A 22,217-nucleotide genomic window follows, 5' to 3' on the forward strand; every position below is an offset into this window, starting at 1 on the left:
CGCAGATGAAGCTGACAAGCGAACAGGCCGCGAAACGCATCATGGTGGCTCTGGATTATCCGGACGCCGCGGCGGCCGAACGACTGATCGAGGAGCTGAAGGGCATTCCCTGTTATATGAAGGTGGGTTTGCAGCTGTTTTATGCTGCAGGCCCATCCTTTGTGGAGAGCCTTAAGAAACGCGGGTATTACGTCTTCCTGGATGTCAAAATGCACGATATACCGAATACCGTCAAAGGCGGAGCGAGCAGCGTAACGAAGCTGGGCATCGATATGTTTAATGTCCATGCAGGCGGCGGCACAGCCATGATGGAGGCTGCGATGGAAGGCGTTCAAGCAGCGCTCCCTAGCGGCAGTACCGCGCCAGCGGTCATCGCGGTGACGCAGCTTACGAGCACGAGCGTCTCTGTTATGAACGAACAGATTGGCATACCCGGCCCAGTGGAAGAGTCGGTCATTCGTTATGCAGAGTTTGCGAGAACGGCAGGTCTGCAAGGCGTTGTCGCTTCACCGTCCGAGGTCGTCGCGATCAAGTCCGCTTGCGGCGGTAATTTCGTCACGGTAACGCCTGGCATACGTCCTGCCGGTTCTGATGTCGGAGACCAATCCCGCATCATGACACCGGGCGAGGCATTACGCCAAGGCACGGATTACATGGTTATCGGAAGACCGATAACGGCGTCGCCGGAGCCGCGCGCCGCGATTGAATCTATCATCGAGGAGCTGATTGCAGTTGACTAAGCTGACATTATCGAATTTGCCCCAAGAAATCGCGAAGAGCCTGCTGAAGATTGGAGCCGTTGCGCTTCGTCCGAACGAACCGTTTACATGGACATCGGGTCTCAAGTCGCCGATCTATTGCGATAACCGCTTGACGATGGGTTATCCCGAGATTCGCGATATGATCGCGGAGGGATTCGCGACGATCATACGCGAGCGTTATCAAGATGCAGCGATCATTGCGGGTACGTCGACAGCGGGCATTCCTCATGCCGCTTGGGTATCGCAGAAGCTGAACCTGCCTATGGCATACATTCGCGATAAGGCGAAGGGACATGGCAAACAGAATCAGATCGAAGGCCGCATCGCCGAAGGTCAGAAGGTTATCGTCATTGAAGACCTTATCTCGACGGGCGGCAGCTCGCTGAAGGCGGCTCAAGCCGTTCGTGAAGCGGGCGGCGAAGTGCTGGCTGTACTCGCGATCTTTACGTATCAATTTGATTCCGCCGCAAAGTCGTTCGAAGATGATGGATTCCAGCTTGAGACGCTGTCGAATTACTCGGCGCTTATTCAAGAAGCGGCGCAGCAAGGGCTCGTGGAAGAAGCTGATGTAGCGACGCTTCAATCATGGCGACAAAACCCTCAATCGTTCGGGAAGTAACGATATTCTCTGCCGTTGTTGAAACACCCGAAATAAAGAACGTTCCGGATGAGAGCCGGAACGTTTTTTTTCGACAAATAAAATTTAAAAAGTTTAGGGTAGCTGTTACATATTGCCTTCGTTTTATCCGATAAATAAGTATCGGTAATAAGACGAGGAGAGAGACGAATATGAAAATTTCAGTTGGTTTAAAATTGGTTATTTTGGCAGCTGTTCCTTTGTTTTTTTATACGATGACCGGACTTATGCTTTTGGGAGAGCAACGGAAAGTATTCGACGATATGAAGTCGTCCATACACGAAACCTCCAATCAGGTTAGCAGGCTCATGCTTAATGCAGACCGCGATCTCTATCAAGCCAACAATGCTTATCTTCTGATCGAATCGGGCGCGTTGGACGCGGCCTCGCTAAAAACGATGAATGAAGAGATGATTGCGAACAAGGATCAAGCAATCGAGAGAGTCGCTTCCGCGAAGACGTTGATGGAATCCGCTGGATTGCTCCAACTGGACAAAGGAGAATCCGCTGCGAAAGTCGGCGACATTTTGAATTCGTTTGATGACAACTATAACGCATGGTTTTCGGCGGCTTCTGCGGCAGCAAATGACGGCAAACCGCTTGCCGTAAATCCGGAAGTCGACTCCTTGTTCCAGACCGCCCGCACCGGCGTAGACGAAGTCGTGAAGAACATTGAAGCCTTTGCGGACGAGAAGATGGAGGAGATCGAATCAAACCTGGACTCCTCGCAGCTCTTTACGTTTGTCGCTGTCATCGTCGTTACTTTGCTGCTTCTCGTTATGCTGATCCTGATTACGCGCGCGATGACCTCTACGATCAGAAAAGTACTCGAAAAGACCAACCTGGTGAGCCAAGGAGACCTGACATCGCCGCGCGCCGCCAAGTATGGCAAAGACGAGCTTGGGCGGATCCTCCATTCCGTGGACGACATGATCGAGAGGATGCATGGATTGATCTCGGGCGTCGTCAAGAACGCCTCCGAAGTTAAAAGTTCCTCCACGCGCTTATCGATCGCAGCATCGGAGTCCGCGGCGGCATCGGAGCATGTGGCGGGACAAATCGCGGAAGTTACGCAAAATTCAGAGATGCAGGCACGGGGTGCTGCAGAGACTTCTCGCGCCATCGAAGAGATGACGGTTGGCATCGGCCGCATCGCGGAAAATACGTCGACTATGGCGGATCACTCCGCTTCCACTTCGATAGAAGCAGACGAAGGCCGTGAAGCGCTGAAACGTCTGGAAGAACGTATGCAAGGCATGGTTGATGTCATTCATCGCCTCTCCGGTATTATTGAAACGCTCGAGAAACGTTCCGGACAGATCGGCTCCATCGCGGAAAACATTACGACTTTCTCGAACCAAACGAACATTCTGTCGCTTAACGCATCCATCGAAGCGGCTCGCGCCGGCGAACATGGCAAAGGCTTTGCAGTCGTTGCCGGCGAGATTCGCAAGCTTGCCGCAAGCTCTCTCGCATCTGCGGAAGGTATTAACGATCTCGTAACGGAAACAAGAGGGGAGATCGCCAACGCTTCGGACGTTATGCGTCAAACGCTTGTTGAAGTGGAGGATGGCAATAATCGCGTCGCTCAGCTGAATCTCCGCTTAAATGCAATTAGTGCCGCAGTCAACAAGATGACGGAGCAGCTGCAGGAAAGCTCGACGATAACGGAGCAGATGTCCGCGAGCTCCGAGCAGGTAAGCGCGTCTTCGGAACAATCGGCGGCTACGGCTGCCGCAAGTCTGGAAAAAACGGATAACGTAGCGGCTGCTACGGAAGAGCAGCTGGCGCTGACGGACAATATTGCAGACGCATCCCGCACGCTGGATCATATCGTGGATCAGCTGGGAGCGGCCGTTGGCCAATTTAAAGTGAAGGCATAGATGAGCATCATGCTGTTCCGTTATTCCCTGCGGAACAGCCTTCTTTTTGCTAACGAAAAAAGTTAGGGATAAATGCCCAAGATGCGTAACTTTTTCTTGGTCTATTCCGTCTATGATGTAAGATTAGAAATATGAAGATAGAGAATGCGGGAGGGGGATGCCGGTACGGAACAGCAAACGATGAAACAAGAGATGATCGAGCAAACTCCGAACAGCAGCGTTGACTCTGCCCAAGATAAGCAGGGCGGAGATAGCGCAACTGGCGGACCATTGCTGTTAGTTAACCAAGTGGAACGAATGTTCCAGGTTGGCAGCAATACGCTGCATGTCCTCAAGGGCATTCAGATGTCCGTTATGCCCAATCAGCTTGTCATGCTGAAGGGTCGTTCTGGCTCGGGCAAAACGACGCTGCTCAACTGCCTTGGAGGATTGGATACGCCGAGCAAGGGAGAAATCCTATTTAATGGGCTTCCTTTCAGCCGAATGAGCGACGACGAGCGAACCCATGTAAGGCGTAGGCAGATGGGTTTTATTTTCCAAGCGTTCGCGTTAATGCCGTTGCTGTCTGCCTGGGAGAACGTTGAGCTCTCGCTTCGCATGGCGGGAACGCCAAGGTCGGAATGGAAGAGTCGAGTTGAGCAGTGCCTTGAGCTGGTCGGCCTGGAGAAGCGGATGCATCATCGTCCATTCGAGCTTTCCGGCGGCGAGCAGCAACGCGTAGCTATCGCGAAGGCCATCGCTCACAAGCCGCTCTTGCTGCTCGCCGATGAGCCAACGGCAGAGCTGGATACGGGAATGTCCGCACAAATCATGTCGGTTTTCCAAAATATCATCACAACAGAAAACGTCTCAATTTGCATGACTACACATGATCCTACGATTTTGGAGGTTGCCGACCATGTCTATGAAATGGTGGACGGGAAGTTTATCTAAACAGTCCATAATAGCCGCGCTGAGCTTATCGCTGGTGTTCGCAGGGGGATGCTCGCTATTGCCTGACGAGAAAGCGGAGGAGGTGCTGCCGGAGATCGTTCCGCCTCAAATTTCGAAAAAGCCCGAATACGAGGTAACGACAAAGACGCTGGAGACGAAGGTCCAGGTCATCGGCAAAGTGATTTCCACCCAGGAAGAAACGTTATATTTTACGCTCGAAAACAAACACTTGAAAGAGCTCTACGTCAAAACGGGCGATACCGTGCAAGCGGGAGACCTCATTGGAGAGCTTGATGTCGAGGATTTAAAGAAGACGCTCCGCAATGAGAGACTGGCGTTCAAACGCGAAGAGAATGCCATGAAGGAAACGCTCCGGATGCGCGACGAGATGGAGCCGCTGGAGTTCGAGGAAAAACAAATCGCCTTCGAGGAGAAACGTCAGAAGCTCGTTGACATGGAGGAAGAGATCGCAAAAGCGACCATCGTGGCCCCTTATTCGGGGACAATTGTGTCGGTAAGCGCGCAAAAGGGCGATGTCATCAAAGCCTACGCCCCGATCGCGATCGTAGCGGATACCGCTCTTATGACGCCGGCGGCCAAGCTGACGAAAACGGAGCTCGAAAAGATTGCTCCGGGAATGGAAGCCGTCGTAACGATCAGCAGTGTCGGCAACTTCAAGGGAACGGTTAAGCAGATGCCGGTGAAAACGACGGAAGGCAATAACGGCAACAATCCGCCTCAAGGGGAAAACAAGCCGGAGCGTCCCGAGGATTTTATGATTGTTGACCTCCCGGAATTGCCGAAAGACATTGCGCGCGGTACGCCGATCTCCATTAATATCATTACGAAACGGACGGAAAATGCAGTCGTTATTCCGCCTTCGACTCTCCGTAACATCGGTTCGCGCACTTATGTTCAAGTTATCGATAATGAAGGCAAACGCGAGGTGGACGTCGAGGTCGGCCAGCAGACTGCAACGGATATCGAAATCTTGCAGGGGCTGAAGCCGGGGCAGAAAGTCGTAGGTCGATAAAACATGGGTATTCCGCTGTTTCGATTCATATTCCGCAAGATGTGGAATACAAGATGGCTGACGTTAAGCACGCTTGCGGGACTTACGATGGCGGTCGCGTTCGCGACAAGCATTCCGATGTATGCGGACGGAGCGCTTAAGCGCGTCGTCGCCCAGTCGCTGCAGGAAAAGAGCACCGGCATGCCGGCAGGCTCGCTGCTCATGCGTTTTCAATCCACGCCGGGCGAGAAGACGGACCTGACGGCATTGGCCGAACTGGAGCGGTACATTAAAGAAGAAGTTCCGCAAAGCATTGGTTTTACATATGACACGTACCAGAAGACGTATTCTATCCGCAGCTCCGATGTTGTACCGGAGGATCCCAGCAAGGTCGATGCGGGCCGCAACAGGCAATTGTCTCTGATGACAATGTCGGGCCTCGCCGAACATGGCGAGATCGCGCAGGGCAAGTGGTTCGACGAAGGAGCAGGGGACGGAGAAATCATCGAAGCCGTCATGATGGAGGAGGCGATGTACCGCAACGACATCCATATTGGCGATATATTCGAATACCCGGTATACGGCGGGCTTAACCTGACGTTGCGGGTTAAGATCGTCGGCGCCTTTAATCCAGTCGATGCCGCTAACCCTTACTGGTATCAAGGTCTGGAAGGGCTGCTTGGCTCGCTGCAGGTCAGCGAAGCCGTCTTCCACAAGGTGCTGCTCGAGAAGTTTGGCATACCGCTGCATAACGGCGGCTGGTATTACGCATTCGATCTGTCCGAGGTTAAGACGAGTCAATTGTCTCCTCTTGGCAGAACGCTGGAGCGACTTAACATCGAGCTCTACCAGCGCATGAAAGATACGCGTGTGGAAATTTCGTTCGCGTCCACATTGACGGAATTCCGCAAGCAAAGCTTGCAGCTTCAGACATTGCTGTTCACGCTTGCCGCGCCGATGATTGCGATGGTATTCTACTTCATCGCGATGAATGCGCGCCAATCGTTGGATAAACAGCGCAGCGACATCGCTGTGTTGCGAAGCCGAGGCGCAGGAACGCGGCAGATCATATGGATTTATCTGCTGGAGGGGCTGATGCTAGGTGCTGTCGCTTTGGCAACGGGACCTTTTATCGGCTGGTTCATGGCAAAAAGCATCGGCTCCGCCAACGGTTTCCTGTCGTTCGTCAACCGGGCTTCGATTCCGGTCGGCTTTTCTACGGAAGCCATCATCGCAGGTTGCGCGGCGGTATTGCTCGCTATTTTAGCCACAGTAATCCCGGCCGTCATCTACGCGCGTTCCTCCATCGTGAGCTACAAGCAGGAGCTCGCGCGTTCGGACCGCAAGCCGGTTTGGCAGCGTTGGTTCCTCGACGTGCTGCTGCTCGGGGCGGCTGGCTATGGATGGTATATGTTTAATGAACGTCAAATGCTGACGTTCCAGACGGGCATGACGACGGATCAGCTTAATGTGCAGCCGTTTCTGTTCTTTGTGCCGGCGTTGGCGATATTCGCGTTAGGATTGTTTTTCCTGAGGCTGTTCCCATGGCTGCTCAAGTTGTTCAACTGGCTCGGTCGCAAGTTCCTTCCCGTGCCGTTGTACTTGACGCTGACGCAGCTGTCGAGATCGTCCAAAGGGTATTACCCGTTAATGATTTTACTCGTGCTGACACTCGGTCTTGGCGTATACAATGCGTCTGCCGCACGTACGATTGATCTCAACTCGACCGAACGCACCCTATATAAATACGGATCGGATGTCATTATTCAGACCGTATGGGACGGAACCGCCGAAGTAACGCAGCCAAGCGGCGGCAATGGCGGTAACGGCGGCGGAGGCAACGGTGGCGGCGGCGGAGGCAACGGAGGAAGCCCCGGCGGCGGAGGAAACGGCGGCGGCAATGGAGGCGGAGTGCCGACACGTATTCTGTACAACGAGCCGCCATTCGAGATCTTCCGGACATTGGATGGCGTGGAAGCGGCCGCCCGCGTTCTGAAGTCCAAGGGCAATGTCGTTATCTCCGGCAAGTCGATCGGCCAAGGAACCATTCTTGGCATCGACAACAAGGACTTCTCCGAGGTTGGCTGGTTTCGGGATGACCTGTATCCGGTGCATCCGTTCCACTACCTGGCGAATCTTGGCCTAGTGGAGCATGCTGCGATCATTCCGACCGGAGTTGCCGAGAAGTATCAGCTTAAGCTGGGCGACACCGTATCCGTTGGTTTCACCGATGGCATGATCGATTTCTCGGTAGTAGGCATTCTGCCTTATTGGCCGAGTCAGTATCCGGACAAATCGCCATTCATTATTACGAATCTCGATTATATCTATGACCAGCTTCCGATCATGCCTTACGAAGTATGGCTTAAGATGGAGCCGGATGCGTTGGTCGCGCCAATCGTCGATAAGCTGCAGAAGGAAGGCATTGAGCTCGCGTCTGTAGATGATGTACGGACCGAACTCATAACCGAGTCCAAACATCCGACGCGCGGCGGGGTATTCGGCATTCTGAGCTTAGGGTTTCTTGTATCCGTCGTGATCACGCTTGCCGGATACATTCTATATTGGTTCTTTAATCTGTCCGGTCGTGTCGTGCAGTTCGGCGTATTGCGAGCGATGGGTTTGTCGCGTAAGCAGCTTACCGGTATGATGCTTCTGGAGCAGTTGTTCACCGCGGGGCTTGCTATAGCTCTCGGAATCGTGATCGGAAAAGTCGTCAGCTTGATCTTCCTGCCGTTCCTGCAGACTGCGGATAACGTCGCGGAGACTGTACCGCCTTTCCGGGTCGTGTTCGAGGCAAGCGATACGAATCAGTTGTTCTACGTCGTTGGTTTTATGATGTTCGTAGGCGCGTTGCTGCTCTTCCTGCACATCCGAAGATTGAAGGTACACCAAGCGGTCAAGATGGGAGAGGAGCGTTAACGGTCCATGATTCATTGCGAAGGGTTAGTCAAAATTTATAAAACGGATGATCTCGAGGTCGTTGCGCTTCAAGGCTTGAACTTGACGGTCGAGGATGGCGAGCTGATGGCGATCATCGGCAACAGCGGCAGCGGCAAGTCGACGCTCCTGAATACACTGGGCGGGCTCGACCGTCCCTCGGCAGGTCAGGTAAAGGTTGGACCTTGGGACTTGCTCAAAATTACGGAAGAGGAACTCGTCCAATACAAGCGCGAAACCGTAGGGTTTATCTGGCAGAACAACGCCAGGAACCTGCTGCCTTACTTGACGGCGCTTGAGAATGTCGAGATGCCGATGATGCTTTCCGGCAAGGTGGATCGCGAATATGCAAAGCAATTGCTGGAGTGGGTCGGCTTGAAGGAGCGGATGTACAACAAGCTCCATCAATTGTCGGGCGGCGAGCAGCAACGCGTGGCGATCGCCATCTCCTTGTCCAATCGTCCCAAGCTCCTGCTCGCGGATGAGCCGACCGGCTCCGTTGATACCGCGACGTCGGATATGATCATGGGGATCTTCCGGAAGCTTAATCGCGAGATTGGCGTCACCATCGTCATCGTTACGCATGACATGACGCTTGCAAGCAAGGTCGATCGGGTTGTTGCAATACGAGATGGACTAACGAGCACCGAATTTATTAAACGGAATCCGAATATCGGTCTAGATGGATCCGATTCCGTGCAGCCGACCGCGAAAGGTCTGACGGGCGTGCACGAAGCTTATGTAGTCGTCGACCGGGTAGGGCGGCTGCAAGTGCCCAAGGAATTTCTTACTGCACTGGGCATTAAGGATAAAGCAACAATGGAATTCGACGGAGAGCGGATTATCATCTCTTCGCCAAAATTATTGGGGGGTAATGGCAATGATAAATCCTAGTAAACAATCACGTTTCTCCAGATGGACTATGCTGGGCATGTCGCTGACATTGACTGCGGGCATGTTGTCCGCTTGTTCGGGCGGGAACGATCCTTCCGGGGCAGAGACCAGCGTTCTGCGTATTGGCGTCTTGTATGGCGGTTCTGACAATGAGCCGTACTTCCGTCAGCAGTATACCGATATGTTCGAATTCCAATACCCGAATGTCGCATTCGAGATCGTTGGGGCGATCAATTACGACAACCAACGATTTACGCAATCCTCGGAGCCTGGCAAGCCGGCTGATCAACCTGATCCTTACGAAGAAATGAAAAAGCTGATGGAAGGGACGAATCCGGTAGACGTCGTGGTCATCGATTACAATCTGCTCAGAAGATTTACGCAGGATAACCTGCTTAAGCCGCTTGACCCGCTCATTGCGCAGGATAAATTCGACCTGACCGATTATGTCCCAACGGTTATCGAAGGAATTAAAGCGGCAGGAGACAACAGCATCTATGCTCTGACTCCGACATTCACATCTTCTGCGCTCTACTACAACAAAAAGCTCTTCGCAGACAAGGGTGTTGAGCCGCCGACTGACAAAATGAGCTGGAACGACGTATTCGCCAAAGCTCGTCAGCTTGCAAACGGCGAAGGGGCCGACCGTACGTTCGGCTTCTCGTTCAACCGCTGGAATTCCGACGGCTTTAATGATGTGCAGAACTATAGCACTGCGCTTCAACTAAGAACATGGGATGACAAAGGCGAAAAAATGCTTGTCAACAGCGATCAATGGGCTGAAGTATTCGACACTGTGTCTGGTCTGTATAAAGAAAAAATTGTACCGGATCAAGAGTTCATCAATCAGATGTACGAAAAAATCGCCCAAGGGGGCGGCAATGATCCGTTCTACGGCGATCTGTTCGTGCAAGGCAAAGTAGCGATGATGATCAGCGAATCTTATTACGTCAGCGAATTAAAGAAATTCAGCGATAACGCTGCAAGCATCAAGGACTTCGAGATGGTAGACTGGGACGTCGTCACGGTACCAACTCATCCGACCAATGTCGATTCCGGCGGCAACATCAATTTGAGTCAGTTGATGGCGATTAATACGAAAGCTCAGAATCCGGACGGTGCTTGGGACTTTATCAAGTTCTCCAATAGCAGAGATTGGGCAAAGCTGAAATCCAGAAGCAACTACGAACTTGTAGCTCGTAAGGAATTCCTGAAGCCGGTAGGCGGCATGACGTACAATATCGATGCCTTCACGCTTCTGAAGCCGCTCCCGCCATCCTCTGTCAATGAAGAAGCGATTTACCGTGAAAAGCCAGGTATCTGGGAAGCGCGTCAAATTGGTTACGAAATGTTCCAGAAGGTGCTTGAAGGCACCATGGAGACAAAAGCGGCCCTGGCCGAGTGGGAGACACGAGGCAACGCGATCCTCGCCGGACAATCCGAGATGGGCGAAGGCGGCGGCGTCGGCATTCCGAGACCTTTAGATGACGTCAAAGTCGAGGCAACGGTTGAAGAAGCTGTAGTCGCTGAGTAAGCGGATCGTGAGAGTTTAATCGAAATCCCCATGCACATGTTAGCCTTGTGCATGGGGATTTTTTTCTTGAGGATATTTTTTCATGGAGATTTAACTATCGTGGAGCTGAAAAGACTGGTAAGCGGTCCAGCCACCTTGCTCCGTCTGGTAGAGCAAATGAACGCGATCGATAATCGTTGTAAGTTTCATCTGCTTCATTCTCAGGTTGCCGTACAGGTCATGCAGCTCTCCCGGGGGCATATTCCTGCCAATCGTAATATGGGGTGTGTAGACGTAATTGTGGAGCGTCTGTGCCAGCTGACCGGTGCAGATGGTCTCTTGAAGCGTCAAGACAGGAGCGGGGTCCTCCAGGGCGAAATAGAGCGTCGGCGTAACAGGAAAAAACGTGGATACCCGATTAAATGTGACCTTGAAAGGACTTAATGACGCAGTCGTCTTGGACAGATGATCGACAGCAAGCTTTAAAGTGGATTCATCCCATTCTTCGGCTTCCCGGATCGTCATATGAGGCGGAATATTGCAATAGTGGGGATCATGGCGAATTCGCCATTTATTTGCTTCGTCCTGGACGTTTTTCTCGGGAAAGACGCAAATACCGAACAGCATTCTGATCAACTCCTTTTCGGCAGGTGGTTATTTCTAATAGTATACCCATTAGACAGCTTTACTAAGAACTTCTGGCAACGGACGATTGTAATCAAGATGCAATGGATTTCCGGCTTTGGGGTAAACTAACTGCATATTACTCGTCGAACAGCGGGAGGGCATCATGATGAAGATACAATGGGTATATTGGCTGCGTTTATATGAGACTAAATTTCAAGCGGGCTGCTTGGTCAGGCGGATGGAAAATGATTGGTGGATCTACGGTTATGACTGCCCTCGCGAGGTAGAAGTATTCCGTTCCAAGAGAGGCAGATATGGCGTGCGATTTTTACCGTGAATTTTTTATAAAACTAATGCTTGACTGGAAAGGTTCACCTGTAGTATATTAATTGATGTCGCCATTAAAGATGTGGTGTTGAAAGTGGACAATTTCGCGGGGTGGAGCAGCTCGGTAGCTCGTCGGGCTCATAACCCGAAGGCCGCAGGTTCAAATCCTGCCCCCGCAACCAAACTCGACTATAACGTTATTATAACGTCTTCGAGGGCCCTTAGCTCAGTTGGTTAGAGCGGTCGGCTCATAACCGATTGGTCGGGGGTTCGAGTCCCTCAGGGCCCACCATTTTTCACACAAACTTTGCTATCCTGCCGGGGTGGCGGAATTGGCAGACGCACAGGACTTAAAATCCTGCGGTAGGTGACTACCGTACCGGTTCGATCCCGGTCCTCGGCACTTCTCGAAAAAATCCCGTAATTATGCGGTTTGCCAACGCTAAGCCAGGCGAAAGCAGACGTTACATATACGGTATTATATCAGAAAAATACGAACCGTAAAACACAAATCCTGACGCGGCTGCTATGTAAATGGTCGCTCAAGAGACACCTTATAACCGCGCAATATTCGGTTTAAACCGAAATACACGCGGAAGAGGTGTCTTTTTATTATCCGGAATCAAAGCGGAATTAGACGGAGAAATACTATTGCCGTTAGTGGGAGCGGCGCGACTAAATTACCAGCCGAGGCGGAAAGTTTCGAAGTAGCGGAGAGCACGTTTCTACGACACTGTAAGATTCGTAACTTATCCGGAGGTACGCTCATCTACTATCGAGACGTACTCGGAAGACTACGTAAGGAAATGTCGAAGGTGGGCATAGAACGGCCGATCGACGTTACCCACGACCATATTCACAGTTTCATGTTGGCTACGCGTGAATCTGGAGCCAAGGATGCGACTGTCGACAAATACATACGTGGGTGGAAGGCATACTTCAACTTTATGGCGACGGAAGGGTACATAGTTGACAACCCGTTCGATAATGTCGTGAAAGTAAAGTCGGAGAAACGGATTATCGAAACGTTCAGCAAGCCGCAGCTTAAAGCGCTGTTCGGGGCGCCGGATAAATCGAAGTTTACCGGATATCGGGACTACGTATTGATGCTGGTTTTGTTTGAGACAGGAATTCGTATTTCAGAGGCGGAGGGTATCACGATTAGCAACCTCAACTGGCGTGAGCGGCGAATTAAGGTATATGGCAAGGGACGGAAGGAGCGGTACGTACCGTTTCAGAAGACGCTAGATGGACACCTACGGCAATATGTCGAGATCCGCGGATTACTCGATCACGATTTCCTGTTCGTCAACATAGACAACACTCCGATGAAGGTTCGTACGATGCAGGAGAATATCCAGGAATACGGCGTCAGAGCCGGAATCAACGGCGTCAGGGTATCACCCCACACATTCCGTCACACGATGGCAAAAACATACGTTATGAACGGAGGCGATCCGCTTTCGCTGCAATTAATTCTCGGACATACTTCGTTAGACATGGTTAGAAACTACGTTACACTTTTTTCGAACGATATCGCCGAGAAACATGCGCGCCATAGTCCGCTTGAATCGTTAGGGGACGAATAAATATGAAAAAGCCCCGATATGTCCGGAAAACTCTCCGACGCCATACGGGGCTTTTTACGTTATTTACTACGTTGATCGTCGCGCTCATTTACGCCGAGATTCGACTTCAATCCGTCCTGTAAAATCCGCGAGAAGTTAACGTTATTCTCTACGGCTAAGTCGTCGAGCCACTTCGGAATCGTCAACGTTTTCTTAACAGCCCGCTGCTTCATTTCGCCGCTGAAACATGGAGGGAAACGTTAAGCCTCATATATTGATCCCATAAACTACCGCCTCAATACGGTTACCTACGACGGTATAATCGTATAGAGGTGGTTTTTATGTTCATCGAACCGATGTTACTCGGAAAGCGCGAAGAACCGTTTGACGACGATCGATACGTCTTTCAACCGAAGATTGACGGTCATCGTCTCATTTTATCGCGCGCGGCCGGAGTAACACGCTTATATACGCGCCATAATAACGATGTCACACGTCAATATCCAGAATTGCACAACGTTCCGATTGCGGCTGGCACGGATATCGTTTTGGACGGCGAAGTCGCACGAATGGATGATACGGGATGGATCGATTTCGAGGCGGTCATGGAACGGTTCCGGTTGACGAAGCAGGCGAGGATTGACACGGCAGCCATCGCAACGCCCGTTCATTACTACGTGTTCGATATTCTACGTCATAACGGAATAGACGTCCGGAGCTGGCCGCTATCGGACCGGCTGGCGTTGTTGGCGGAGGTATTGACGTCAAACCCGTACTATTCGAATGTTCTAACGGTCAAGGGAGGAGGGGCGGCGTTATTTGAGACGATAAAGGCACATCGGCTAGAGGGTATCGTAGCGAAACGGAAGGACAGCGTATACGTCGGGCGCCGGTCGGATAACTGGTTAAAGATCATCAATTACGAATACGCCGACGTCTATATCGCGGGCTGGCGAAAAGGTGACTTCGGATGGCTCGCGCATATGAACGGGCGGCCGGTGGGCGTTATCGAGTTCGCCGTTCCAGCCACGCATAAAAAGGCGTTCCGCAACGTTGCCCGCTCGTTAATAACCGGCGAGGACCGGAACTTCGTATACGTAGAGCCACGTATAAAGGCCCGCGTCCGATTCCGGAATTACTATAAGAGCGGCATGTTACGGACGCCTGAGTTCGTTGATTTCGTAAGCTAATCGGCGTAGGCGAACGTACAATTTGCGATAATAAACCGCTCATTCCCGATTCGCAGCGTCTCCGGACCAACGTCACTAACCCGGCCTGACCCGATTAACTCACCGTCCTGGAACGCGAGTATAACGGTACCGTCGATCGCGGCCGTATGGAAGTGGAGCGGAGACGTTAGCGTACGGAATCCTGCGTACCTTTTCGACATTATTCGTCACCTCAACGTAAAATATTCGGCATATTACCGGATATATCCTGCCGCCGACAACGAGAAAGCCCGCCATAATCGACGGGCGTTCTATCTGAAAATCGTATAAGATTCCCATAAACATCTTTAAAAGGATATATTCCAGAAACGAGACATATTAACCAAGTTGATGGTATAATGTTCCTAACCGAGGCGCCATAGAGAGAGGAGCCTTATGGGGATAACAGACGTTGTTAATATAATCTATCAGACCGCTGGGTTAATTGTTTCGTTAATGACGTTAATTGTCGCAATCATTGCGTTGTTCATAAATAGAAAATAGCCCGTCATCGGCCAAGATAACCGGGCTATCTTCTAGGTATAATAAAAATAAACGCTTTGGCCCTCGGTTTCAAAAGTATATACTTTTGTCAACGAAAAGGTTTACAGATAGTATACTACATAAAAAGAGAAAAATGTACTGATTAGTGTACTTATTTTACCTCTCTGTTTTTAATAGTGCACTAAGCCCGCCACCTTATCGGTTTACCCGCTGCGGTGGAGTTTCTGCATTCCCAGAAAATGTTCAAAAAAGCTATTCGTATTGTAAGTTTTCGATCGGAGAAAAAGACTTATGAGAGTCTCGGACCTCACTGCTAAACAAGTTAACATATGTTAGAACTTGGTTCATCGTACTATGCCCAAGGATTGATTGAAGAGCAAAGAGATTCGCCTTATTCTGGACACTCAACCGTGCGAATGTGTGTCGCATTGTATGAGGCGAGCAGCGAACGTTAGTAATTCCCGCCTTTTTACCGTACATATGTATCTGTTCGTGCACAGTACGACGATCGATTGGTTGTAGATTTCCACGTTTTATAAAGAGTATTCTATGGTGAATCTCTCCCCGTGATTGAATGTAAGTAGCAAGTTGGTTCCTCATCTTTTCCTGGAAGTATACAAATCGTTCCTTTGCACCTTTCCCGTTTATTTTTACTGACATTTCGTCCCAGTCGATGTCGTCAATACTAATGTCACACAGCTCCCTAACACGAACACCAGTCTCTAAAAGTAATAAAATCATCGTATAGTCTCTTACACCACTAAACGTATTTAAGTTGGGCTGTTGTAACAACTTGAAAAGTTGTTCATTAGTAAATGTGTTAACGATTGCCTTATTGTTTTTTAAAAGTCCGACATTGTCAAAGGGGTTTTCTATATCAACTATCAGCTTCTCATTAAATAGAAAATTAAATAAAGCCCTGGCTGCCCTCAGTAAGCAGTTAATCGTCGAAGCTTTCAACTCCTCTTCTTCGAGTAGATAGTATATTACATTCTTTTTTAACAAACCGGCTGTTATTTTTGAAGGCTCTGTAGACAGTCCTTGTTTTTCTAGGGTTCTACTCAACTTCAATAGCTCGCGTTTATAAAAATCAAGTGTGTGGGAGCTTAGATTGGAACATTTACGATCTCTTATGAAAAGCTGAACGGCTTCCTCAAACGTAAGGTTGTTCATTAAATAACTCCTTATCATTGAAATGAATTTTTTCATTTAATCCGTATTCATATATTTATCGGCATCTTATAAAAATACTTTAGTACTTTAATGCGTGAAACGGAAAAAACGCGAATTAATGACTAAGAAATAACGAAAGCTTGGCGAAAAAACGCCACATCGCTTATTTGCCAGCAGGAGGAGGAATGAAGCGTTGCCGTAATCGTTGGACGATCGTATTTAACCAATACATAAGGCGGACCTCCGATTATCCCCAAATAAACTTCTTAACTGACTCAGCTGCATGATCGTATAGTTGATCGCGCATCTCCCATACGTTCAGGCATACGATGGCAAAAATGTACGTCATGAACAGCGGAGACCCGCTGAGTCTTCAATTGATGGTATAGATTCACGGAATAAATTAATGCTATCACTCAACGTTATCAATATATATGGTTAGAATTATTAAATAAATCTACATATAGTTGTGTGAATGGAAAAATTCCAGTATAATGAAATTAGCACTCATATTGAGTGACTGCTAATAGGGAGGGGTGGCGACGTGAGAGTTCTACATATTAGTTACGATTTACATGCACCTGAGACACGTTCGGATTACCTGTTGCTTATAGGAGCAATTAAAAAGCTTGGGGAAGTTAGGAAGATACATCAATCTTTATGGGCGGTGAAGACCAGTAAAACCGCTAGTCAAGTACTTAATATGCTAAAATCCTTTATCGATTCTAACGACAGTCTTCTCGTAACAGAGGTAGTTGCATATGCATCAGTTAATATACCCCAGCAGGCGTCCTCGTTAATGAATTCTGCGTGGCGTCCTGCTCCACCTATGCCAACGTTTCCATCGGTAAACGGTACATTAGGTACAAAACTGCATAGCCAATTAAGACCCTTGCAAAGAAATTCTTTAGGATTGCTTCCTCAAAAGACAAATCGACTTTATTAGTTCAAAGAAAAAGAGCGTAAACCATAATCAACGAATAAGCTCGCCATAGTCGGCGGGCTTTTCTGCGTTTAAGTCTAGCGTTAAGCCGTGTAAAATCCGTTCTACGGCGTCTTGTGTCGTTCGGAAGGGGAACGGTAGGGCAGACGGACGAGGCCCTTATTTTACGGTGATTTTTGAACTTGAAAAAACCGCGCAACCTCGGCGGGCTGGCGGTCTACTTGTTACTTGTTTGCTTTTTTATTGTGTACCATCTCGTAGATGCGTTGTAAAGCCTCGAACTCTTCTTCCGATAAGCTGTCTAACCGCTCTTTTAGCGTTTTGACGGACTCGTCTTCTTCAGTTGTAAATTCCACGACATCTTGTATTTTGCACTCCAGATATTCGCATATACGAGCAATTACTGAGAGGGAGACGAACTCCCCGTTCGACATCTTAGCCAGTGTTGTGCCCGAGATATTCGCCTCGTCGCGTAAGTGCTTTTTGAGTTTATTTTTATTTACAAGGGTAACCTCTAGTGGCCTATATGAAGGTATTAGACTCAAAGTGGACTCCTCCTACGCCTTTATGGACTTATAGTAACATAAGTTGATTGGGAAATAAATAAAAGGCTTGACGCGAAAAACTTGATGTTATACTATAAGTCCATAAACACTTACTTTGAATTCAACATTACTAAATATTTATACACTATTAGGAGGTTTTGTCCCATGCCAAACGTACCAACGCTGTCCTCACGTCAGCTCACGCACCGTCTCCGTTATGCACTCATTAACAACGTATTCCGCGTCACGATCCTCGATTCCGATAATTGGACGTGCTTTGTCGTACAACCGCCATTCTTCCGGAGCGTGACCGGTATCGATGCCCGCCGCGTTCTCGGAACCATCCGTGTAACCTCTGCCCAATTGTCTGCGCTCACGGGCTTAATCCCCGGACGAAAGGAGGTAGACGCCAATGTTAGTCTTAGTCTCGTCCAACACGCCTAATCGTACCGCCGCTCGCACGCCGCGAAGCCGCTATATCGCCCGCATTCTTGGGCTTGTCGTAGGCGATTTCCTGCGCTCTATGTTCGGTGCCATGATCGGAGGGAACGCACGATGACCCGCTATAACATCCGCATTTTCAACTACGAAACTGGCGGCGTCGTAAAGCCGATCGCGGAACGCATCGCATTCTACACACGCAAGACTAACGAGTACGGGGCGCGCCGGTTCGATTACCTTCGGGGTCGAACGGTACAAGCTCCGCCTGCGTCCCGTTACCGCCGGTTGATTGCGTATCGTGACGGATTCCTTGCCCGGCTCGAAGCGGAGAGGGGGCAGCTTGCATGACGCTGAAACGCGTAACCTACATCGCCGGCCCGTTTGACGGGCAGTACGTTCAGCACGACGCGACTTTGATTGACCAGTTCAACCTTATGTACATCGACGTGGAAGGAACGCTCTGGATCGAGTCATGCAAAGCGGTCGACCAGTGTCCGGACTTGTATACAGCCGGTCGATACGGCGGATACATCCTCGCGCAAAACGTGACCCGCGGCGATATCGTCATTCACGAACTGGCCGCCAAGCTGAAGGAAATGACTGCGCTTGATTTCTTGACGAAAAAGCTGATGCAATCCGGCTGCGACTTCGAACTAGAGTTGGTGAAGTACCATCTCGAATAATTTCCGCTTGAATAAGAGCCGGATGGCAACCGGCCGAAACGGGGAAAGCTTTTTCCAAAGCTGGAAAGACCTTTCCTTGTCGCGGAAAGCCTCGTATGCCAGGGCCCGGCGTGCGGTAGTTTTCCTATGTGTTTCTACGCCGGCTTTGGCGAGCCGGTACGTTGTGTTGAGGAGTAGCTGCAAATGCTCCGAGGGTTTTTGCGGTTCATGCGGCGGCGTCAGCGGCAACTGGCGTTGGATTTGGCACGTATGAATCGGCGATTGACTTGACGTCCGGCTTCGGCTGCAACCGTTGTCCGGGCGTCTTACTATCTAACGAGGAGGAGTTACGGGGATGGAACGTGTTCATATCATTGGATATTACGAGGAACCGGATTTAGCCGTTCGGGAACGGACAGTCGAGGAAGGGACATTGATTGCTCCGGATGTGGCCGTGGTAACATGCACTAATACGATGTACTTCATGAACGTCAAGCCATCCGCCAGCGAACCGGGTATGTACGAAGATTGCGGCATTTTCGCGGACATCTGCGCACTGAATTATCAATTCGATATTGCTTCAATTCCGCCGGCTGCCGCGTTAGACTTCGCGTTGTGGGTTGCGGGCAAACCGGCGTTAGCTGCTGCGGTTTAAATAAAAACGGAGGTGCGTGAAATGAAACAAATAGAAGTCGTTTATTACCTCGAAGACCATATGGTCGAGGGCGGAATCTACCGTACTGTCGAGCGCGGCTACTTACTAACGCCTGAAATTGCTGTCACGCCTTGGACCGGTAAACTACTCTTTCTCAACGTCGCCCCATCGGTGACCGATCCGGGTTTTTACGACAATGTCGGCGACATTACCGAGATCGACGTTCCGGACGATGTGCCAGACCGGGTTGCGAGCTTGCCGCCGGCCGAGACGTTGTCCTTTGCGATGTGGGTCGCGGGAATATTGCCAAGTCGGCCGGCTAAGAACGAATTGCTTGCCGGGCTTATCGCCTAAAGGGCCGTTGGGTAACGGTTGATGCTGACGGAGGGGACGTTGGTAGCGTCTCTTCCCCGTTTTATACCCTGTAATACGAACGTATGTACGAGTGGTTTCAGAAGTTTCGAAAATAATTTCGATCGAATGTCCCAACTTTGCGAGAAAGTATAGTTATGTAAGTAGAAGAAAAAAACTTCTTACTAAAATGTGCGAAATCGCCGTTTTATCCGACTAAGAAAATGTAGGGTAATAATTCGGAGTTCACAAAATAGACACATATATCGTAAAAAGCCGGTACCTACTTGCCAAAAGCATGTACTTACTCTAGTAGTTGTAAAAACCACTCTAGGCAAATTGTGCGAAACGACCTGTAGTAACGGTTCTATAGGTATAGACGAAAGTTCAATCATAGCCGAAAAGGCTGTAAAGGAGACGGTAACATGAACGCACTTCAAAACGCAATCCAGCAACGCGAATACGAAACATCCAGCGTCAGCACGCAGGAGATGCGGGTTTACATCGCGGCGATGCGGACCGGCTACGGAATCACGACGTCAGCCCTGGCTAAGGAGATTGGCACGACGACGGACATGCTGCGGCGCTATGAACGTGGCGAGAACGTCTTTGCGTCCAAGTTGATCGAGAGAGCCGCGCAGCTATATTTTCGGCACATCCGGGAACGCGGCTACGTGTCGAGGCCAATCGGCGAAGTCACTGTCGATAGCGGGCAACTCGCGATTATCGATCCGTGTTACCTCGAACGTTGGCAGCACGGCGAGTACATGCCAGAAGTCAACGGTCCGGCTAACGACTTTGACTCGGCTTGCAAGGCGTCAGTATCGCGGCGGGGCTTCGGTCCGATCATGGACGAGCGTGGGATCGCGTTCAGCTCCGGACATGGTGACGGCGTGTATCCGGTGCGGGCGGTATTCGATGGGGACGGCCGAGTCGTTCGAGTTGAAATCGATATGAGCGTGGAGTAGACGGCAAAGTGTGCGAAGTGTTTGCGCTGGACGGGCAGTAGCTTTCCGGCAAAGTGTGCGGAAGCAAAAGTCGATCCGAATAATACGGAAGGAATGAAATATAGCGGTATGTGCGGGCGCGGGGTTAGCGGTGGATAGTTTAATGGGGACTATTTTTAGTGAAGCCGTGCGGAATGGGAGGGAGACTTTAGATACTACCGTTTGGGCGAAGTTTACGTGACACAAAACCAATCGAAGAGGAGCGATTATATGACGGTTCATCTAGCGTTAAAGCCTGGCGTGTACGTGGAAGAATGCGAAAGCTGCGGCGAGGTTCAACGTCCGCCAGCTAGAGGCTGCATCGTATGCGGATCGATGTTGTTCCGTGATTATGTGGCGCCGCGACCGGTTCCGGAAATCAAAGGCTACACGACGAACGAACTGGCGGAGCGTTGGCGGATTAAATACCGGAGATGGTACAAGGACGCGACGACCGCGGACATCGAGGAGAGCAAGGACAATCAGTCCGTTATTTTCGACATTTACATTGAAGCGCAGTCTTCTCCGGACATTTTTGTGCAACTCGTAAAGGACATGCGTGAGTATGCGGTCAAACGCGTCCAGTACTTACGGGAAGACTTCCCACATTATCCGGCGATTACAATGTTGGACGCATTACTAGCGATTACGGACGACTACTGGTTTTCGTCGTACATGCTCGACCTATACTCGACGCTAGACGACGCTTAGACAACTACGTGCCAATACTGGCGCTTCACATAGATAATAAATAATATAGGGGGAATGACGATTGGACAATTTACTGACGATTAGCGGAGTACGTGGTTATGTGGACGAAACGGGTACAGCGCAGTTGAACCTCGAAGACGTTGCGGCAGGACTTGGAATCGTCAAGATCGATAGGAAAGACGGGGTAGAGTACGAGAGGGTTAATCGACAGCAATTGAAGGCATGGTTAGCCTCTTTCGGAATTTCAAATTCCGAAAATGAGTTACCCACGTTCATCCCGGAAAACGTCTTCTACCGCCTAGCGATGAAAGCCCGAAACGCTGTCGCCGAAACGTTCCAGGCGAAAGTAGCCGACGAGATCCTGCCCGCGATTCGAAAGCATGGCGGATATCTGACGCCAGAGAAGATCGAGGAAGCGCTGCTCAATCCGGATACACTCATTCAGTTAGCGACGCAGCTCAAAACGGAGCGCGCGGAGAAGGAACGGCTGCAACTCGAAACCGAACGCCAGGCCGCCGTTATTACCGAACAGGCGCCGAAGGTTGAATATCACGACCAAATTCTCGCGTCGGAGGGAACGGTCAACGTTTCGCAGATTGCGAAGGACTACGCCATCATTGCGCAGGACCTTAACCTCATACTGAAACACGAAGGCGTACAGTTCCGACGTAACAAACAATGGCTGTTGACCGCGAAATACCAATCGCAAGGATTTACGGACTCTCACACGGGCTTAGCCGATAACGGATTCTCGTATGTCAATACGAAGTGGACGCAGGCGGGACGCCTCTTCATTCACCAACTATTGACTCGCAAAGGTATTCGCCCGTCACTCGGTCCGGACAGCACCGGCGAAGCGTATATAGAACGATTGCGGAAGGAAGAGGCTACACGTAAGCAACGGAAACGGCCAGCACGCCGCAGGGCCAGTTAATTACCGCGT

Annotated in this window: 24 protein-coding genes and 3 tRNA genes; 22 read left to right on the forward strand and 5 right to left on the reverse strand. The window is 50.3% G+C overall.

All coding sequences use genetic code 11. The features are described 5' to 3' along the window. The first annotated feature begins 5 nt into the window (after nucleotides 1–5). The 8 genes from pyrF (at nucleotide 6) to H7F31_RS17875 (ending at nucleotide 10,594) form a co-directional block, all read left to right on the forward strand. Nucleotides 6–740 (forward strand): orotidine-5'-phosphate decarboxylase, encoded by a 735-nt coding sequence (gene pyrF, locus H7F31_RS17840; protein WP_187099876.1) that lies wholly within the window; start codon nucleotides 6–8, stop codon nucleotides 738–740. Next, nucleotides 733–1,380, forward strand: coding sequence for an orotate phosphoribosyltransferase (gene pyrE / locus H7F31_RS17845; protein ID WP_315970501.1), 648 nt, complete (start codon nucleotides 733–735; stop codon nucleotides 1,378–1,380). Before pyrF ends, pyrE begins: the two co-directional genes overlap by 8 nt. 170 nt (nucleotides 1,381–1,550) lie before the next feature. Continuing rightward, nucleotides 1,551–3,281, forward strand: coding sequence for a methyl-accepting chemotaxis protein (locus tag H7F31_RS17850; protein WP_187099877.1), 1,731 nt, complete (start codon nucleotides 1,551–1,553; stop codon nucleotides 3,279–3,281). 144 nt (nucleotides 3,282–3,425) lie between these two features. After that, entirely contained in the window at nucleotides 3,426–4,214 is a 789-nt protein-coding gene (locus tag H7F31_RS17855; RefSeq protein ID WP_261800035.1) for an ABC transporter ATP-binding protein, read from the forward strand. Next, a complete protein-coding gene (locus H7F31_RS17860) occupies nucleotides 4,180–5,247 on the forward strand; it encodes an efflux RND transporter periplasmic adaptor subunit (RefSeq protein ID WP_187099878.1) in 1,068 nt (355 codons plus the stop codon). Before H7F31_RS17855 ends, H7F31_RS17860 begins: the two co-directional genes overlap by 35 nt. Before the next feature lie 3 nt (nucleotides 5,248–5,250). Further along, on the forward strand, nucleotides 5,251–8,148 hold the full coding sequence (locus tag H7F31_RS17865) for an ABC transporter permease (protein WP_187099879.1): 2,898 nt from the start codon (nucleotides 5,251–5,253) through the stop codon (nucleotides 8,146–8,148). Nucleotides 8,149–8,154: 6 nt separating this feature from the next. After that, the gene (locus H7F31_RS17870) at nucleotides 8,155–9,060 is read left to right on the forward strand and encodes an ABC transporter ATP-binding protein (RefSeq protein WP_087567718.1); all 906 of its coding nucleotides are present in this window, start codon (nucleotides 8,155–8,157) and stop codon (nucleotides 9,058–9,060) included. After that, nucleotides 9,047–10,594, forward strand: a complete 1,548-nt coding sequence (locus tag H7F31_RS17875) for an ABC transporter substrate-binding protein (protein WP_187099880.1) — start codon at nucleotides 9,047–9,049, stop codon at nucleotides 10,592–10,594. Before H7F31_RS17870 ends, H7F31_RS17875 begins: the two co-directional genes overlap by 14 nt. A 90-nt stretch (nucleotides 10,595–10,684) precedes the next feature. Here H7F31_RS17875 and H7F31_RS17880 read toward each other — a convergent pair whose 3' ends face one another. Continuing rightward, the gene (locus tag H7F31_RS17880; protein WP_187099881.1) at nucleotides 10,685–11,200 is read right to left on the reverse strand and encodes a 2'-5' RNA ligase family protein; all 516 of its coding nucleotides are present in this window, start codon (nucleotides 11,198–11,200) and stop codon (nucleotides 10,685–10,687) included. Between the two features lie 163 nt (nucleotides 11,201–11,363). On the opposite strand from H7F31_RS17880, the gene H7F31_RS17885 reads away from it, so the two are divergent. The 6 genes from H7F31_RS17885 to H7F31_RS17910 all read left to right on the forward strand — a co-directional run bounded on the left by H7F31_RS17885 (nucleotide 11,364) and on the right by H7F31_RS17910 (nucleotide 14,285). Beyond that, on the forward strand, nucleotides 11,364–11,537 hold the full coding sequence (locus H7F31_RS17885) for a hypothetical protein (RefSeq protein WP_179215494.1): 174 nt from the start codon (nucleotides 11,364–11,366) through the stop codon (nucleotides 11,535–11,537). Nucleotides 11,538–11,632: 95 nt separating this feature from the next. Further along, nucleotides 11,633–11,709: transfer RNA gene (locus H7F31_RS17890), tRNA-Met, on the forward strand. 33 nt (nucleotides 11,710–11,742) lie between these two features. Continuing rightward, nucleotides 11,743–11,819, forward strand: a tRNA-Ile gene (locus tag H7F31_RS17895). Nucleotides 11,820–11,844: 25 nt separating this feature from the next. Next, nucleotides 11,845–11,930: transfer RNA gene (locus tag H7F31_RS17900), tRNA-Leu, on the forward strand. A 412-nt stretch (nucleotides 11,931–12,342) separates the two neighbouring features. Next, entirely contained in the window at nucleotides 12,343–13,116 is a 774-nt protein-coding gene (locus tag H7F31_RS17905; RefSeq protein ID WP_187099882.1) for a tyrosine-type recombinase/integrase, read from the forward strand. A 320-nt stretch (nucleotides 13,117–13,436) separates the two neighbouring features. Next, the gene (locus H7F31_RS17910; protein ID WP_187099883.1) at nucleotides 13,437–14,285 is read left to right on the forward strand and encodes an ATP-dependent DNA ligase; all 849 of its coding nucleotides are present in this window, start codon (nucleotides 13,437–13,439) and stop codon (nucleotides 14,283–14,285) included. Here H7F31_RS17910 and H7F31_RS17915 read toward each other — a convergent pair. The 4 genes from H7F31_RS17915 to H7F31_RS17930 form a co-directional block, all read right to left on the reverse strand. Continuing rightward, nucleotides 14,282–14,485: a hypothetical protein gene (locus tag H7F31_RS17915; protein WP_187099884.1), complete on the reverse strand. Its 204-nt coding sequence runs from the start codon at nucleotides 14,483–14,485 to the stop codon at nucleotides 14,282–14,284. The two genes, H7F31_RS17910 and H7F31_RS17915, sit on opposite strands and share 4 nt — an antisense overlap. Nucleotides 14,486–15,059: 574 nt before the next feature. Next, nucleotides 15,060–15,980: a tyrosine-type recombinase/integrase gene (locus tag H7F31_RS17920; protein ID WP_261800036.1), complete on the reverse strand. Its 921-nt coding sequence runs from the start codon at nucleotides 15,978–15,980 to the stop codon at nucleotides 15,060–15,062. 1,167 nt (nucleotides 15,981–17,147) lie between these two features. Then, nucleotides 17,148–17,468 (reverse strand): helix-turn-helix domain-containing protein, encoded by a 321-nt coding sequence (locus H7F31_RS17925; RefSeq protein ID WP_187099886.1) that lies wholly within the window; start codon nucleotides 17,466–17,468, stop codon nucleotides 17,148–17,150. Nucleotides 17,469–17,657: 189 nt separating this feature from the next. Beyond that, complete coding sequence (locus H7F31_RS17930; protein WP_187099887.1) at nucleotides 17,658–17,831, reverse strand: hypothetical protein; 174 nt, start codon at nucleotides 17,829–17,831, stop codon at nucleotides 17,658–17,660. A gap of 49 nt (nucleotides 17,832–17,880) precedes the next feature. Here H7F31_RS17930 and H7F31_RS17935 point away from each other — a divergent pair, with 49 nt between their 5' ends. From H7F31_RS17935 to H7F31_RS17970, 8 genes are all read left to right on the forward strand, one after another. Continuing rightward, the gene (locus tag H7F31_RS17935; protein ID WP_187099888.1) at nucleotides 17,881–18,027 is read left to right on the forward strand and encodes a hypothetical protein; all 147 of its coding nucleotides are present in this window, start codon (nucleotides 17,881–17,883) and stop codon (nucleotides 18,025–18,027) included. Beyond that, nucleotides 18,024–18,257: a hypothetical protein gene (locus H7F31_RS17940; protein ID WP_187099889.1), complete on the forward strand. Its 234-nt coding sequence runs from the start codon at nucleotides 18,024–18,026 to the stop codon at nucleotides 18,255–18,257. The genes H7F31_RS17935 and H7F31_RS17940 overlap by 4 nt, the downstream gene beginning before the upstream one ends. Further along, a complete protein-coding gene (locus tag H7F31_RS17945; RefSeq protein ID WP_187099890.1) occupies nucleotides 18,254–18,592 on the forward strand; it encodes a hypothetical protein in 339 nt (112 codons plus the stop codon). Before H7F31_RS17940 ends, H7F31_RS17945 begins: the two co-directional genes overlap by 4 nt. Before the next feature lie 334 nt (nucleotides 18,593–18,926). Continuing rightward, nucleotides 18,927–19,226 (forward strand): hypothetical protein, encoded by a 300-nt coding sequence (locus tag H7F31_RS17950; RefSeq protein ID WP_187099891.1) that lies wholly within the window; start codon nucleotides 18,927–18,929, stop codon nucleotides 19,224–19,226. Nucleotides 19,227–19,247: 21 nt separating this feature from the next. Then, entirely contained in the window at nucleotides 19,248–19,580 is a 333-nt protein-coding gene (locus H7F31_RS17955; RefSeq protein WP_187099892.1) for a hypothetical protein, read from the forward strand. Between the two features lie 422 nt (nucleotides 19,581–20,002). After that, nucleotides 20,003–20,545, forward strand: a complete 543-nt coding sequence (locus tag H7F31_RS17960) for a DUF4241 domain-containing protein (protein WP_187099893.1) — start codon at nucleotides 20,003–20,005, stop codon at nucleotides 20,543–20,545. Nucleotides 20,546–20,794: 249 nt separating this feature from the next. Further along, entirely contained in the window at nucleotides 20,795–21,274 is a 480-nt protein-coding gene (locus H7F31_RS17965) for a hypothetical protein (protein WP_187099894.1), read from the forward strand. 61 nt (nucleotides 21,275–21,335) lie between these two features. After that, nucleotides 21,336–22,208: a phage antirepressor KilAC domain-containing protein gene (locus H7F31_RS17970; RefSeq protein WP_187099895.1), complete on the forward strand. Its 873-nt coding sequence runs from the start codon at nucleotides 21,336–21,338 to the stop codon at nucleotides 22,206–22,208. The last annotated feature ends 9 nt before the right edge of the window (nucleotides 22,209–22,217 follow it).

Origin of the sequence: Paenibacillus sp. PAMC21692, assembly GCF_014303795.1 — a bacterium.
Taxonomy (GTDB): Bacteria; Bacillota; Bacilli; order Paenibacillales; family Paenibacillaceae; genus Pristimantibacillus; species Pristimantibacillus agaridevorans.